18 protein-coding genes and 3 tRNA genes are annotated in these 14,513 nt (G+C 48.9%); 3 read left to right on the forward strand and 18 right to left on the reverse strand.

The window, feature by feature from the left end; all coding sequences use genetic code 11:
* Positions 1-25: 25 nt before the first annotated feature.
* The 7 genes from KXJ70_RS00415 to KXJ70_RS00445 all read right to left on the reverse strand — a co-directional run bounded on the left by KXJ70_RS00415 (position 26) and on the right by KXJ70_RS00445 (position 4,904).
* Positions 26-883 (reverse strand): hypothetical protein, encoded by an 858-nt coding sequence (locus KXJ70_RS00415; RefSeq protein WP_219041499.1) that lies wholly within the window; start codon positions 881-883, stop codon positions 26-28.
* Between the two features lie 12 nt (positions 884-895).
* Complete coding sequence (locus tag KXJ70_RS00420) at positions 896-1,492, reverse strand: dUTP diphosphatase (protein WP_219043039.1); 597 nt, start codon at positions 1,490-1,492, stop codon at positions 896-898.
* Between the two features lie 145 nt (positions 1,493-1,637).
* Entirely contained in the window at positions 1,638-1,859 is a 222-nt protein-coding gene (locus KXJ70_RS00425; RefSeq protein WP_219041500.1) for a hypothetical protein, read from the reverse strand.
* A 10-nt stretch (positions 1,860-1,869) separates the two neighbouring features.
* Positions 1,870-2,196, reverse strand: coding sequence for a hypothetical protein (locus KXJ70_RS00430; RefSeq protein ID WP_219041501.1), 327 nt, complete (start codon positions 2,194-2,196; stop codon positions 1,870-1,872).
* A 106-nt stretch (positions 2,197-2,302) separates the two neighbouring features.
* Positions 2,303-3,139, reverse strand: coding sequence for an NADPH-dependent 7-cyano-7-deazaguanine reductase QueF (gene queF, locus KXJ70_RS00435; RefSeq protein WP_219041502.1), 837 nt, complete (start codon positions 3,137-3,139; stop codon positions 2,303-2,305).
* 12 nt (positions 3,140-3,151) lie between these two features.
* Entirely contained in the window at positions 3,152-3,925 is a 774-nt protein-coding gene (locus KXJ70_RS00440) for an ABC transporter permease (RefSeq protein WP_219041503.1), read from the reverse strand.
* 64 nt (positions 3,926-3,989) lie between these two features.
* Positions 3,990-4,904 carry an ABC transporter ATP-binding protein gene (locus KXJ70_RS00445; protein WP_219041504.1) on the reverse strand — a complete coding sequence of 305 codons (915 nt, stop codon included), beginning with the start codon at positions 4,902-4,904 and terminating at the stop codon, positions 3,990-3,992.
* 226 nt (positions 4,905-5,130) lie between these two features.
* On the opposite strand from KXJ70_RS00445, the gene KXJ70_RS00450 reads away from it, so the two are divergent.
* Entirely contained in the window at positions 5,131-5,523 is a 393-nt protein-coding gene (locus KXJ70_RS00450) for a PA2817 family protein (RefSeq protein ID WP_219041505.1), read from the forward strand.
* Between the two features lie 53 nt (positions 5,524-5,576).
* Here KXJ70_RS00450 and KXJ70_RS00455 read toward each other — a convergent pair.
* The 4 genes from KXJ70_RS00455 to msrB all read right to left on the reverse strand — a co-directional run bounded on the left by KXJ70_RS00455 (position 5,577) and on the right by msrB (position 6,709).
* A tRNA-Gly gene (locus KXJ70_RS00455) sits at positions 5,577-5,652 on the reverse strand.
* A 175-nt stretch (positions 5,653-5,827) separates the two neighbouring features.
* Positions 5,828-5,903 (reverse strand) — tRNA-Glu (locus KXJ70_RS00460).
* Between the two features lie 175 nt (positions 5,904-6,078).
* Positions 6,079-6,154, reverse strand: a tRNA-Glu gene (locus KXJ70_RS00465).
* A 156-nt stretch (positions 6,155-6,310) separates the two neighbouring features.
* Positions 6,311-6,709 carry a peptide-methionine (R)-S-oxide reductase MsrB gene (gene msrB / locus KXJ70_RS00470; protein ID WP_219041506.1) on the reverse strand — a complete coding sequence of 133 codons (399 nt, stop codon included), beginning with the start codon at positions 6,707-6,709 and terminating at the stop codon, positions 6,311-6,313.
* Between the two features lie 184 nt (positions 6,710-6,893).
* Here msrB and KXJ70_RS00475 point away from each other — a divergent pair, with 184 nt between their 5' ends.
* On the forward strand, positions 6,894-8,132 hold the full coding sequence (locus KXJ70_RS00475) for a pyridoxal phosphate-dependent aminotransferase (protein ID WP_219041507.1): 1,239 nt from the start codon (positions 6,894-6,896) through the stop codon (positions 8,130-8,132).
* A gap of 27 nt (positions 8,133-8,159) precedes the next feature.
* Here the strand turns inward: KXJ70_RS00475 and KXJ70_RS00480 are convergent, their stop codons facing one another.
* The 6 genes from KXJ70_RS00480 to KXJ70_RS00505 all read right to left on the reverse strand — a co-directional run bounded on the left by KXJ70_RS00480 (position 8,160) and on the right by KXJ70_RS00505 (position 13,406).
* The gene (locus tag KXJ70_RS00480) at positions 8,160-8,858 is read right to left on the reverse strand and encodes a YceI family protein (protein WP_219041508.1); all 699 of its coding nucleotides are present in this window, start codon (positions 8,856-8,858) and stop codon (positions 8,160-8,162) included.
* Between the two features lie 168 nt (positions 8,859-9,026).
* Positions 9,027-9,950, reverse strand: coding sequence for a class I SAM-dependent methyltransferase (locus tag KXJ70_RS00485; protein ID WP_219041509.1), 924 nt, complete (start codon positions 9,948-9,950; stop codon positions 9,027-9,029).
* On the reverse strand, positions 9,943-11,088 hold the full coding sequence (locus KXJ70_RS00490) for an ATP-NAD kinase family protein (RefSeq protein WP_219041510.1): 1,146 nt from the start codon (positions 11,086-11,088) through the stop codon (positions 9,943-9,945). Before KXJ70_RS00490 ends, KXJ70_RS00485 begins: the two co-directional genes overlap by 8 nt.
* 62 nt (positions 11,089-11,150) lie before the next feature.
* A complete protein-coding gene (locus KXJ70_RS00495) occupies positions 11,151-12,269 on the reverse strand; it encodes a 4-phosphoerythronate dehydrogenase (protein WP_219041511.1) in 1,119 nt (372 codons plus the stop codon).
* Between the two features lie 74 nt (positions 12,270-12,343).
* On the reverse strand, positions 12,344-12,919 hold the full coding sequence (locus tag KXJ70_RS00500) for an elongation factor P hydroxylase (protein WP_219041512.1): 576 nt from the start codon (positions 12,917-12,919) through the stop codon (positions 12,344-12,346).
* A complete protein-coding gene (locus KXJ70_RS00505) occupies positions 12,912-13,406 on the reverse strand; it encodes a gamma-glutamylcyclotransferase family protein (RefSeq protein ID WP_219041513.1) in 495 nt (164 codons plus the stop codon). The genes KXJ70_RS00500 and KXJ70_RS00505 overlap by 8 nt, the downstream gene beginning before the upstream one ends.
* A gap of 177 nt (positions 13,407-13,583) precedes the next feature.
* On the opposite strand from KXJ70_RS00505, the gene KXJ70_RS00510 reads away from it, so the two are divergent.
* Complete coding sequence (locus KXJ70_RS00510) at positions 13,584-14,264, forward strand: hypothetical protein (RefSeq protein WP_219041514.1); 681 nt, start codon at positions 13,584-13,586, stop codon at positions 14,262-14,264.
* A gap of 10 nt (positions 14,265-14,274) precedes the next feature.
* On the opposite strand, the gene tusA is transcribed toward KXJ70_RS00510, so the two are convergent.
* Entirely contained in the window at positions 14,275-14,508 is a 234-nt protein-coding gene (tusA, locus tag KXJ70_RS00515; RefSeq protein WP_219041515.1) for a sulfurtransferase TusA, read from the reverse strand.
* Positions 14,509-14,513 lie beyond the last annotated feature (5 nt).

The raw sequence follows: 14,513 nt of genomic DNA on the forward strand, positions 1-14,513 counted from the left end.
TGCCACCAATCTGCTGCATTTTGGACTAGTAGAAGTCCACACCAAGCTGCTGCAAATGACGACTAAGATAATCATCTAATACCGGCATATCTTCCGGGTGAATGTCCAGCACCGATAAATTCAATTCCTTGCATAACTCAGCTCGGCGCATCCGCGCCGAAATAGCGTCAGAGTGTTCGCCGGCGCCCCAATACTCCAAACACACGCCACTCTCTGGCAAATAAAAATCGCTTAGCTGACATTCATCCACCGGTAATGGCCGATAAATACTGTAGCGAATTCCGGCAAGGTAAAGCCACTGAGCGATTTGGCAGTGCTCCCGCGTTTTGCACGTAACACCATCTAGAGAGACCCAGGTGCCATTTTTATTCTCAAATAAATCATCAGTCGCCTGCTCGTCAATCTGACACTCACGCAATAATCGCGTGAATGGCTCGCGACTGCGAATATCTTCGGGCCACAACACATAGCTCAGGCTACTTTGCTGATTTTCAAAAAGTTGACCACCTTGCGCCCCCCCCGCTTTAGTAAGCTCCCAGCCACGGGTACTGGGCTTTAACCAGCCTAACTCGACAAGAACGCGATTCAACTCGCGACCACTGAGCCCTTCTGAACGGCCAAGTGCCGTGGCGGAAAGGAGTTTGGTGCTCTCCATCGCCTTAAATAATTGATGATCTAGCAAATTTTGCGGCCAAACAATATAACGACCGTAACGCTTGCTAGTTAGGTAACTACCACCCTCAAACTCACCCTTGCTTGTCAACACCCAGCCATCGTCGACTTTGCGTATCCAACCATAATCTTTAAGCACCGAAAATAGCTGCTGAACGGGAATTTCTCCCTGCTTAGCGAGTGCCGACGTAGATAGCTTGTCCGATGACATTACCGTCTCCACCTAGGCCTTGGGATACCTTGCCGCGAGACCTTGATAAACATCATCAGCAAATTGCGGAGAGAGGACATTCGCATTAGCCAGTATCTCAACCAAGTGGACATTGTCTTCCAGACCTTGCCAATTTTTTATATAACTACCGTCTTTGTAGCCATGATCCTGGCGGAAAAAATTTAATACGTTCTTGCCAACGTACTGCTTGTAAAGATCGTCAAAACTTAATTCAGCAGCAGCCATCAAATCCCAAAATAGCGGCACCGAAAAACCTTTGCTACGCAAGCAGTACTCGGCCAAGGCCTCGGTAGATTCCAACACACCGGCCTCGCTCACACGATGACCGTCAAGCGCGACAATAATCTCATCTGCTAGCGTCTCAACGGTTACCCCCTCGCGAAACAAGGCACTCATCCCAAAATGCCAAATATCGACTATTTCAAGCTGTACTTGGGCCAAATCCGGGGTCTGTTTCTTCCACCATTTGTAGCCGTAGTGATCCATAAGCTCACCGCACTCGATCCACGCCGCGCGATACCAGGCATTACCCCGAGCCATCCAATCGACATTTACTTTGCTGTTCATACGGTTCTGCAAGTCCAGCATTGTAATAAATGCTGATCGACGCGTTGAATCGGACACTGTTTACCCCACCCATCTAAAATCTGAGTTCACATGATAAACAAGGAAGGCATATTAAGCAGCGACTATTTGTCGCTTTCTATCGCGGATGATGAGGTTACAAGCGAGATTACTTCGCTAAATTTTCACCTAGTTCAATGAAGTAATTTAAAAGGTCCGCGCCGACAAGCTCGCGATAATCATCGCCCAAGCGGTCACCGATGCTTTCAGGAATCTGCGCTTTGAAATTGGGGCCATAGCTCACCCGCCTCTCTGGTATGCAAAGCGTAATAGTAGATTGCGGCCCATGTACTGAGTAGTGGTTCGATTCTAGCGGGCGACTTCTTTGCATATACCCCATGCTAGGCACAACGCTGCTGATCAAGTGGATAGACCAGCGATAACTTTCGACCGTGAGCAAAATCAATCACCTGTAGTGGCTTTCCAGCAAGGAGGTGTTTTACCGCATTGTCAGGAAGTGAGGGTAAGCACACAATATTATTGGGTGCAGGCGCGTCGGCAAACAGCATGATGAGATCGACAACCTCCGTAACAGAGTCGTCACAACGGCCCCGAGAAAACAGACGCATCTCAACACAATCCAGTTGCTCGGGCAGAATATTGTCGACTGCGAGGTGCTTTACGCTGTCTTTATTGTCGAAACCGAGTAGATAGCTTGCTAACAGCATTGCGACTCTCATTCAATCTAGGAATGATGTCATTATGCCCTTTTCAGGAATTTAGCCTATCCGGTGATTTACTTATCGCCCGCAAACAATGCATTCAAGCCAGCAACTATTGACGAACTCCACGACTATTGGGCGGATCAAAGACAGGATCACTACTGCGCCAAGGGTTTATATCCAAGCCCCCGCGCCGTGTATATCGTGCATAAACGGCTAAGGATTCTGGCTCGCAACGCCGACTAATATCGCTAAATATCCGCTCGACACAATGCTCGTGAAATTCATCATGTTCCCTAAAAGAGACGATATAGGCCAATAGCTGTTCGCGATTAATTTTTGTGCCGCGATAGCGGATTTCTAGACTCGCCCAATCGGGCTGCGACGTTACTGGGCAGCGCGAACGCAGCAAGTGGCTATAAAGTATCTCGCTGTAAACTGCATCACCACTAACCTCAAGCAGCTCAGCATTTGGTGCGTAGCAGAATGGATTTATATCTAAATCATCCAGACATTCGCCCTCAGGCTTGGCAATTTGGTAGGCCTCGCCCCACCGATCAGGAGTAAACACACTTGCCTGCACTACCGCACCGCTAGCCGCGCTTAAATCCTCCGCCAGCGTTTGCTGAACCGCAGAGGCATCACGAAAACGGCTCTGATTAAAGGAGTTTAAATACAATTTAAGCGATTTTGATTCGATAATATTCGGGCTATCAGCAGGAAAACGGAACTCCGCACACGCGACTTGCGGCTTTCCCGACTCGTTTAACCAAGATAACTCATAGGCGTTCCAAATATCGACGCCAGCGAACGGCAGTGGCATCGTCGCGTCAATGCCCAGCCCATCCCGCCCCTGCTTCCTCGAAATGGGATGAAGGCAAGACGGATCGTATTGGTTCGGATAATTAACCTTTTCACCGAGTGGCCCGTGGCCGCTATGCTTAGTCACTTAACGCCCTCTCTACTGACGCAGACGCGTACCACTGGACAACAAATACATACAGTAGGCATAGGCAGCCAGAGTGAAACCGCCAACCATCAAAAATGCGGTAGTCACATTGACGTCAGACACACCGAGTACGCCATACCGGAAGGCATTAACGATGTAAAGCATGGGATTCAATCGCGACACACCTGCCCAAAAATCGGGGAGCAAATCGATTGAGTAAAATACTCCACCAAGATAGGTAAGCGGAGTTAATACAAACACAGGCACAATCGACACATCGTCAAAATTATTGGCAAAGACTGCATTAATAAAGCCCGCCAACGAGAACATAATTGAGGTCATTAATACAATCGCGATAGTGACGCCGACGTGCTGTATGTTCAAACTGGTAAAGAATAGGGACAACATCGTTACGATCAGACCGACCAGCAAACCGCGAGCAACGCCTCCGATTACAAAACCCCACAACACCGTGTTGTTTGACATCGGTGACACTAAAATTTCTTCTACAAATCGCTGAAACTTCGCACCAAAAAATGAGGACACCACATTAGAGTAGGCATTGGTAATGACCGACATCATAATCAAACCAGGAACAACAAACTCCATATAGCTAAAGCCGCCCATCTGACCAATTCGCGAGCCGATAAGCGCGCCAAATATGACAAAATACAACGACATGGTGATCGCTGGTGGTAATAGGGTCTGCATCCAAATACGCAAAAAACGGCGGATTTCTTTGCGGACAATGGTGTAAAACGCCACCCACTGCTCTGCTAATGTCATTTAATACTCCATCCACATTGTGTCGACGATTTTCGCCGGCAAGCCTAAATTTAAAACGCCAAGCTTACTTAGCAGCTAATAGCGACACGAATAACTCTTCCAAGCGATTTGCCTTGTTCCGCATGCTGGTGATAACCATATTTTGCTGAGCTAAAGCGGAGAAAACGTCGTTGAGCGAACTGCCTTTATTCAGCACAAGCTCGAACATATGCTCGTCTAAATAGCGGGTATCAAAGCCCTCAATAGCGAGGTCGGGACTAATAGTATCGCGGGTATCTAATATAAATACCTCCTTCTGAAGCTGTTTTAGCAGCGCCTTCATGCTGGTGTTTTCTACGATATTACCACCGTCAATAATCGCAATATGGCGACAGAGACTTTCCGCTTCTTCTAAATAGTGGGTAGTGAGAATAATCGTTGTACCGCTGCGATTGATCTCGGTTAAAAATTCCCACATTGAGCGCCGCAACTCAATATCGACACCGGCGGTAGGCTCATCAAGAATCAATAAGCGCGGTTCATGAATGAGCGCTCGCGCTATCATTAACCGCCTTTTCATACCACCAGACAGCATCCGCGACGCGACATCGCGTTTATCCCAGAGCCCTAGCTTTTTTAGATACTTCTCGGCGCGCTCGCCCGCAATCGCCCTGCTTAACCCGTAATAACCCGCCTGATTTACGACAATATCCCAGACCGATTCAAAGTTAGAAAAGTTAAACTCTTGCGGAACAACTCCGATCTGGCGCTTGGCCGCGGCCAAATCAGTCTGAATGGAGTGTCCAAAGACGTGCACATCCCCTGCCGTTTTTTTTACTAGCGAGGACACGATACCTATTGTTGTCGACTTTCCCGCGCCGTTGGGGCCGAGCAAAGCGAAAAAATCGCCTTCTTTTACTTCTAAATCAATACCTTTTAGTGCCTCAAAGCCATTGTCGTAAACTTTACGCAATCCTTTAATTTGCAGGGCAATTGCCATAGTATTCGCCTAAAATTATTGATAGCTAAATGTATTCAAGCACTTCGGCAGCGAGATCTTTTGGAACTTTGCAGCAAAAATCGAGGCTTATAGCTTCATTTTTTTGCAAGACGCCCGATCTGACTTGTTACTACCGACGGTAAATTGAAAATGAAAGCCGTCTATTTTGCCACGGCCACGAAGTGGAATACACCTAAGTATGAAATCTACGCCAAATGGAGACACAGTGACGACGCGTTTAGAGTATTACCACCAGCTAAATGATGCACTTAAGGCGCTATGCCTAAAGGCAGTGCCAAACCACCCCTCGCACAGCGACGAAAGCAACGAGGAATTATTGAGTTTATTTATACAGCTTGATGCTAGCCTTTCTGCGGGAGATGATTGTGCACTCATCGGCCAGCAAATTATCACTCGAATCGTCAGTCACTATCCGGATATAACACCGCAGCTGCACCGCGACTTGCTATGGTTTTTTGGCGGTGACTGCCTGCACTACTTGGGCGACGAGGAAATACAAAAATACCAGGATTTAGAAGAGCGCTATTATGAGCTCTGCAACAGCGAAGCCAATGGCTGCTATAGAAACCTTCGCGCCCAAGTTTTTAATATGCACTGATCAAAATAGCAGGCGAAAAAAAAGCGAAGCACAAGCTTCGCTTTTTTAAAATTTGGAGCGGGAAAGGAGGCTCGAACTCCCGACCTCAACCTTGGCAAGGTTGCGCTCTACCAACTGAGCTATTCCCGCAAACTCCGGTTTTAATATTTACCTCAAGTAAATAAATAACCGTACAGCCTTGATAAGAAACACTTTTTTGCCCCTATTCAAAGACCGGCGCATAGTAAAAAGTTTTCTTTAAGCTGTCAACAGCACCGTGGCAGGCATTTTGCTGACATTATTCTACGCGCTGTAACGTAGAAATTGGCGTCCCCTAGGGGACTCGAACCCCTGTTACTGCCGTGAAAGGGCAGTGTCCTAGGCCACTAGACGAAGGGGACGCCGCGAGCCTTTCAGAGCGATACTGCTGTCCCTGAAAGAGGGCGCAATTTTAGAGTGACTCCCCCACCCCGTCAAGGCCATTTTGGCACTAAATAGAGGAAAAACAACAAAAAAAAAGAGAAGCATTTCTGCTTCTCTCTTAGCGTTGCCGGCGATGCCGACATCGCAGAATAATGGCGTCCCCTAGGGGACTCGAACCCCTGTTACTGCCGTGAAAGGGCAGTGTCCTAGGCCACTAGACGAAGGGGACGCCGCAAACCTTCCAGACTCCGAGTCACTTGACGTCTGAAAGTGGCGCGAATTCTAGAAACCTTAGGCCCCGCCGTCAAGTCGCTTTTTACAGTTAATCGCAAAAAAGCAAAAAAACCCCATAAATCGCTTACTTAACAGTCAACTTGGCCACAATTCAATCAGTTGACTCCTCTAATCGCAAAGAAAGGGAGTTGATACAGTAACGCAATCCAGTCGGTTCTGGCCCATCAGGGAAAACATGACCTAAATGCGCCTCACAGCGTGCACACACCACTTCTTCACGAACCATGCCGTGGCTCACATCGCGGTTTACTCCCACGACGTCTTCGTCGACAGGTTTGTAAAAACTAGGCCAGCCAGAACCGGAATCATATTTGGTGCCCGATTCAAACAAGGCCTGCCCGCAACAGCGACACACATAATTACCAGTCGATTTTTCATTGTAATACTCGCCGGTAAAAGCTCGCTCTGTGCCCTTCTGCCGACACACGTAAAATTCGTCGTCTGTTAGAAGTTCCCGCCATTCTTGTTCAGATTTCACTACTTTTTCCACGAATACCTCTCCACCTAGCCACCTTTGAACACGTATACTTGTTTGCTACGCCGTTTAAAGCCTATAAGTGACCTTAGTGTATACCGCTTTAAATGACACACAAGATGATTAACACAGTTCGCAATAAGACTTTGCCAGCTAAACACAAAAACTCCGGCATGCTGCCGGCATAAGAAGGCAGGACATGGGCCAGCATTTAAAATCTAAAAAACTTAACAACGTCTGCTATGAAATTCGTGGGCCGGTATTACAACGCGCCAATGAATTAGAAGAAGAAGGCCACCGTATTCTGAAGTTGAATATTGGTAACCCTGCGCCTTTTGGTTTTAATGCACCCGACGAAATCATTCAAGACGTGATTCGCATGCTGCCTGACAGCGAGGGCTACAGCGATTCAAAAGGTCTTTACAGTGCACGCAAAGCGATCATGCAGGAGTGCCAGAAAATAGGCATTCCCGGTGTTGGCGTAAATGATATTTATCTGGGCAATGGTGCCAGTGAACTCATCAGCATGGCAACACAAGCCCTACTGAACCAGGGGGACGAAGTACTCATTCCCGCCCCAGACTACCCGCTATGGACCGCTGTAGTATCTCTTTCAGGCGCAACCCCGGTGCACTACATATGCGAGGAAGATAATGGCTGGCAGCCGTCGATTGACGATATCGTTAGCAAAATAACGCCGAATACCAAAGCCATTGTCATTATCAACCCGAACAACCCGACCGGCGCCGTATACAGCCGCGAGATGCTTGAGCAACTCGTTGCAATCGCTGAAGCGCACGAGCTAGTGGTGTTCGCCGATGAAATTTACAGCAAAATTCTTTTCGACGACGCCGTCCACATCCCGATTGGCAGCCTGAAAGCAGATATTCTGTGTTTAACCTTCAACGGTTTATCCAAAGCCTATCGTCTCGCGGGATTCCGCAGCGGCTGGTTAATTGTGTCTGGTGCGAAAGATCGTGCTGCAGACTATATCGAGGGTCTGAATATTCTCTCCTCGATGCGACTTTGCGCCAACGTACCGGCCCAACACGCCATTCAAACAGCGCTAGGTGGTTATCAGAGTATTAATGAGCTGATCCTGCCTGGTGGACGACTGCTTGAGCAGCGAGACCTCGCTCATAAAATGCTAAACGAAATCCCCGGTGTGAGCTGCACTAAACCCGCCGGCGCCATTTATATGTTCCCTCGCCTTGACCCCGAGGTATACCCAGTGCGTGACGACGAACAGTTGGTACTGGACTTGCTGAACCAAGAAAAAATCCTGCTGGTACAAGGCAGCGGTTTCAACTGGCATGAGCCGGATCACCTCAGGATTGTGTTTTTGCCAAATAAGATCGATTTGGCAGATGCCATTGAGCGGTTCGCCAATTTCTTAGGCTCTTATCGCAAGCAACTTTTACTAAGTAAACAAGCCTAGCTCGCTTATCCAATCACCGCAGCCGGCTTACGGCTGCGGTGTTCTTCCCTCGCCTGCTTGCGTGAGTGGAGGTCCGGTAAATTCAGCCTCGATTATCACCTCAATGTTATCGCCCACCCCCATCGTCGATCCCGGCTCTGGAATACCGTAGGAAATCCCGAAATCAGATCGCTTAAAACTCCCCCGTGCCGAAAAGCCAATCCGCCCATGCGGATCTAAGGGATGACCAGCGTAGCCTCCATTAAAGACCGCGTTGAGCACAACTGGTTTGCGAACCCCATGCAAACTTAAATCCCCAGTAATCCGCACCGAGTTTTCCCCAGTGGGCTCAACCCGTGTCGAACTGAATTTAATCTCTGGAAACTGAGCCGCATCCAGCCATTGGGCCCCCAACAGGGTATCGAGGAAATCCGCCGGTGGTGATGGCAACACCAGCGAACGCGAATTAATGGTGGCAACGACGTTCATTTCTGCTGGTTTAAGCGGATCAAAATGAAGATCAGCAGAGAAGTTTGTAAAGCGCGCCGTATACCAAGAAAACCCCAAATGATTAACGCGAAACGACAAATCAGCATGGCTAGGATCAACGTGATAAGCCCCGGCGGGCGCTTCAGTTGCAAAGGCTTCAATAGCCACTGCAGTCTGATCCTCGGCCATCGGTCCACATGCAGCTAGCGTGAAAACGACAGTGATCAAAGCCAGGCAGTTTATGGTATTTATCTTCATACGTTATTGCCTTCTCAAAAGTGTTAGGAGTTCAGTGCAGTATGGTCGTTCCCGTATACACCGTGCCAACCTATAGTCGAATAGCCAATTAAAATTCGACAAACATTCGCGGCTTTTATCCGCTTTTCCGCGTTTAGCAGAATCAAACAGCTAAAATATCGAGCTTTATTAAAGCCGATAATGCATCACTTTCAAGGCCGCATCACTATCCGCTTCCGGAAAATCTGCCCGCCCCTCAAGACGAGAGATAAACTCGGCCGCAGGGCAATCCTCAGCCATCAAGTCTTGCAGAAAGCCCTGCCCCAGATAGGGCGCATTTAAACAAACTAAGACGTCACCGCCATCTGCTAACAGTGCCGGAAATTGACGCACCAATTTACGATAATCTTTAATTGCATCGAAACTACCTAGCTGTCGCGATGGCGGGTCGCATATCACAATATCGAAGGGCCCAGATTTTTTTAAACGACCCCAGGATTTAAGAATATCGTGACTTAGGTAAGTTATATCCGCAGGCTGCTTAGATGGCGGATTCAGTCGATGATTTTCGCGCCCCTGCAGCAGTGCGGGTCTGCTGGTATCGATATTAACAATACTCCCAGCGCCAGCCTGTTCAGCGGCGACGGAAAAAGCGCAGGTGTATGAAAACAGATTAAGTATGCGCTTTCCTTCCGCCCGCTCAGCAAGCCACTGTCTCGCCGGCTGCATGTCCATAAAGTAGCCGATATTTTGCTTGCTACTTAAGTCGAGTTTAAATCTGCAATCGCCCTCTTCTGCAAATATCCTTTCTGGACATTCACCCCATAGACAATGGATCGGCGCGGTCTTTTCGTAACGCCGTTGAACCACCGCTGCATCGCAGCAAGCACTAAAGCGAGCTTTTAAAGCTTCGCAAAACTCTGCCCAGAACACCTCATCCGGCTGTCGATATAAGACAATCCAAAGTATTGGCTGAAAGTAATCTACGGTGAAATATTCAAAGCCGGCAAAGCATTGGCCACGACCATGAAACAGCCGCTGGGCGCCATTTTCAGCTGTTAACGCCCAATCAGAAAACTCACAAATATCGGTGAAACGCGTAAACTCACTCACCGCTGGCACTGACTCGATACATGACGCTATCCCGATAGCCGGTCACCACTTTAATAAAACCCTGCCACTCTCGATCTACGTCCGGGTCATTGCTATCAACTAATAATGGGCGGCCGTTTAGCTCGGTAATCTTTGTTTTCGTTGCGACAATAATGAAGTTGTCTCTACCGATTCGCCTAATTATCGCCGGCGTTAGTTGCTGGTTTCCGCGCCCGAGAATATGGCCTTGCCCGCCAATGGCGGTAATTACCGCTTTAAGTGGCCCTTGGTGGTCAGTGATAGCCTGCATTAATAACTTTGCATTAACATCGCTGGCCTGCAGCTCAAAATTAGCGATGAGGTCTACACCCAGCAGGGTATTGTCTAGACCGAGCTGCGCCATAATCGCGGCGGTAGTACTGCCGGGACCGACGACATAAAGCGATTCGGGGTCCATTTCTTCGATAATATGATCGGCAATATCCGCTAGCACCAACTCTTTTTGTTCGCGACCGCCCGCTTTTACATGCTGTAAAAATCCGCCGATAATCGGCACAGTTAGTTCGCCAAAGTATTTAGAACGCACCGTGCCCGCCCTAAACGCCTCTTCATCAATATCCCTGACCTCTTGCTGGGAAACTTCAACCAATTTGCCGGTGATCAGGGCAACGACAATATCTGCCGCACTTTCGGGACTCACGGCGTAAACGCCGGAATGCATTTTCACTCCCGCTGGCACACCAAGGCAGGGAATACGCGTACCTACCGCAGTAAATATGTCACGAGCGGTGCCGTCACCACCGACAAATAACAGCAAATCAACACCGGCTTTCACTATCGCCTGCGCCGCTTCCTGGGTGTCGACTTTAGTCGTCAGATTAGGATCAGCCGGCTGGCCGACGGAAATAAAGGGAAGTCCAGCAATACGGGGAACATCATTCGCTGCGCTTTGGGCGGACATCAAACCGGCAAAGCCATACACGGTCAACTCTTCAATGCCACTCTCAGCTATTCTTTCCAAGCATCGCAAAGCTCGCGCCGCAGATCGGCCCAAGTCCTCGGCGTGAACACGAGACAGATCCAGTCCGTCGCTTCCCTTCATTGCCATGGGGCCTCCAAGGCCCGCAAAGGGGTTAACCACAATCCCAAGTTTAAACATTAAACCCTCAAAACCCGGTTAAATCACCGCTAATTTGTCCAATAGACACGTTACTAAGATGTTCACTTACCGCTCTGCAGAGCGTTTAGCAGCGATAAAAATTTAGCGTTGCCGACTGTTAGATCACTAAACGCAAGCTCTCTGCGAACAGGATAGGATTTGCGTAAGAGATCGAACGCTTCTCCCCGTGCAGATGACTGAATGATTGCGCGAAAGCGCAGATTATCTTCCTCGACGTCATAGACAGAGGCAACCGTGCGACGAATGAAATCAGCTACGTCGTTTCCGTCACAGTATATGGGAGCAGCGTGAGTGACATAATCAGGCTTATCAAAAGACGCCAATTGCACGCCTAAAAACGCCGCCAATTCTGACGCGACCATATTTAGTCCCGTTAACTTGCCATCGGCACTATAGCCGGCAATATGTGGCGTTGCGATGCGGCAAGCCGAAGCCAGGGCGACAGGGAAATCAGGCTCCCCCTCCCAAACATCAAGGGCCAACTGAATATCTGGCCGTCGCGCAATAAGTTGCTGTAGATCCTCGGTCGCCACCACCTCTCCCCGCCCAGCATTGACCAACACCGCATTCTTAGGCATCGCACACAGCTGGTCTGCGCTCATCATATGGTAGCTTGGAAAAGGACCATCGCGGGTTAATGGCGCGTGCAGACACAACAAATCACTGTCAATCACCTCTTCCAAACTACATAACTCAGGGAACTGACTTTGATCTAGTAGTGGATCATAGGCACGGCAAGTGATACCCAAAGCACTTAAACGACGGCCCAAACGACGGCCGACATTACCGTAACCGACAATGCCCACAGTTGCTCCCGCGAGTAGACGGTCCAGTACATTATCGATACGGCATATTACGCTGAGAACGTAGTCCACAACGGATTCTGCATTTGAACCAGGGGCATTACAGTAGTGAATATCATTGGCGTGTAAATAGCTTAGATCGAGATGGTCTGTACCGATGGTAGTTGAACCTACAAAACGAACGCCGCTACCCGCTAGAAGATTCTCGTTAACCTTGGTGACGGAACGAACAATTAAGACCTCCGCATCGCCAATGCTGTCCTTCGTTAATTGCCTGCCATTGACCTGCTGCACTTCGCCAAACTGGGAAAAACACGCCACAGCCGCGGGAATATTTTCGTCAACCAATATCTTCAATCGTTCTATAACTCCCAGGTTAGCTCAAACACAAATCTATAATAAGAATTAACAAACATACATAATTAACTGATTTAATTGCATATTATTTTACCAATTAAATAGTTGTCGGCGTTCGCACAGGAGCCTGTTCTGAAGTGCGCTTGCAATGCCTGGCAAAACAGCGCTGCCCGCCGCGGAAGTCCAAACACCCGATAACGATGCGCCGCTTGCCACACCGCAAGCTGAAAAGGAAAAGGATCAATGGCGCCGCCATCTAAATTGTCGATGCTGACTCTAAACTGACGGCCCGCCGCAACACTGAACATCCATTCCAAAGCCTGGGGTTTAGCCTCTACCGCTTCAAACGTTCGCTGCTGCTCCACGCCTCTTCCGTCAGGCTCGTACCAATATCCGTAGTCAAGCAGCAATCTTCTTTGCTCGCCCGCAATACACCAGTGCGCAGCCTCGTGCAATGCGCTTGCCGCGTAATCTGAGCGGAAAATAATCTGGTGGTAATCGATCTGCTCATCTGCAGGTCGATATAAGGGCTCCGCACCCCCGCCAAGCAAGCGCGTTCGATCCGACGCCCAAAAACAAGACGCAAATACCGAACAGATAAGGTCAGCATCTGTAGAAATGTTACCCGTTGCTAAGTTGGCGTCAGGCATTGCGCAACAAGCCCTGCTCGCCGAGAAGAGGCTCAGAGTATACGCTCTCATGGCCAGTCAATATGTCGATGTATTCACTGGACAAAAACTGGCGTCCGGCCAATAAATGGGCGAGATAGCTACTTTCCGGCAACAATGCATTGTTGATATACGCTGGGTTGGCCAGGTAAATCCACGTCGCACGCTGACCAGAACTTGTGTGAACGTGCATGCACTCTCGGCTATAACGTACCGGCGTACCCTCAAAATGATCCATTAAGCGCAAGTTATCGATACTGGCTAATGTATATAAAACGCCCTCGACATGGCAGTTACTTGCCTGCTGCACGTTGGCATAGGCGACACTCGGCTTGCAGTGCGATTGTTTGTTGAAAACCAACTTAAACCCACGCAGCGACGCAGCTTCCGCCGTCAAAAAGCGCAAGCCGCGAGCCCGCATTCTGGCGGGATTCATATTGGAGCCATAGGCAAAATAGCAAGAAGTCATGGTCAAACACTTGGCAAATCGATAAACAGAGAGTAATTTTAGCAGAAAGGGACATCGCAGCGACCGAGTTTAGTTTATATCGGTATTGATTCGAGGTTTTCCTTGAAAGGTTTTGTGCAAGGTGCACACCTCACAAAATCCGCTGGGATGTACCGCCCGCTACGTGAGGAATGATATATGGCTCCACGTAACCACGGTAAACCTTCGTCCGCGAAGATAATCCCCTTTCCTCTGCGTTCTTCACGCACAGAGCAGCATCGAATCCTTCGAATTTCCCCAGAGTACGAGGGCCTCTGTTTGCTCTACGCCCACCACGCATTGAGTCGTGACAAACTCTATGCGGTGAAGATTCTAGCTTGGGCGCGTTTGGCAAATGGTCAAGATGTCGCGATCTTACCTTGGCTAAGCGGTATTGCTCGTTGCATAGACCTTAAAGACCCTGAATCTGGTCAAACCCGTGGCTATTACGACCCGCGCAGCTCGCGTCATTTTAGTGACATTCCACCCCATCACGCCGCTGCCCTGGACGCGATGTGCGAGTATCCACAACAAAGTGGTATGCACATTGTGCAGGAAATCCCTGACCTTATAGGCAGCCACGCAGCATTATTGAGTGACGACAAACAATTTTTACTAGAACCCGTAATCAGCTGGCGCTTGCATAGCGACGGGAAATTAGAGGCGCTTGTGGCAGACTTAAGTCTTGCCCGAGAATCGCCAGTACTCCCGAGTGACGAGTGCCTTTATCCGGTTCAGCGCGAGGGAAACTTTCGATACTTTTTTCAATACCACATTGCCAATCAAATTAAAGCGGGAGGACAAATTGCAACGCGAGCACTTCAGCAATTATTAACCTGAGCGCATGCTTTTAAGCTTTTTTAACAAAATAACGGTAGTTGCCAGCGCCCTCTTCCTGCGATAGCAATTCATGGCCAAGGAAGGTGCAAAACTTGGGAATATCCCGCGTCGTGGCAGGGTCAGTGGCAACTATTTCAAGCACATCCCCAGAGGAAATATCGCGAATTTTATTGTGCAACAACATAACCGGTTCTGGGCAAAAAAGCCCGCAGGTATCAAGTGTGTGATCTGCGACTATAGCCAAACTTA

The organism is Zhongshania aquimaris, assembly GCF_019312595.1.
Classification (GTDB): domain Bacteria; phylum Pseudomonadota; class Gammaproteobacteria; order Pseudomonadales; family Spongiibacteraceae; genus Spongiibacter; species Spongiibacter aquimaris.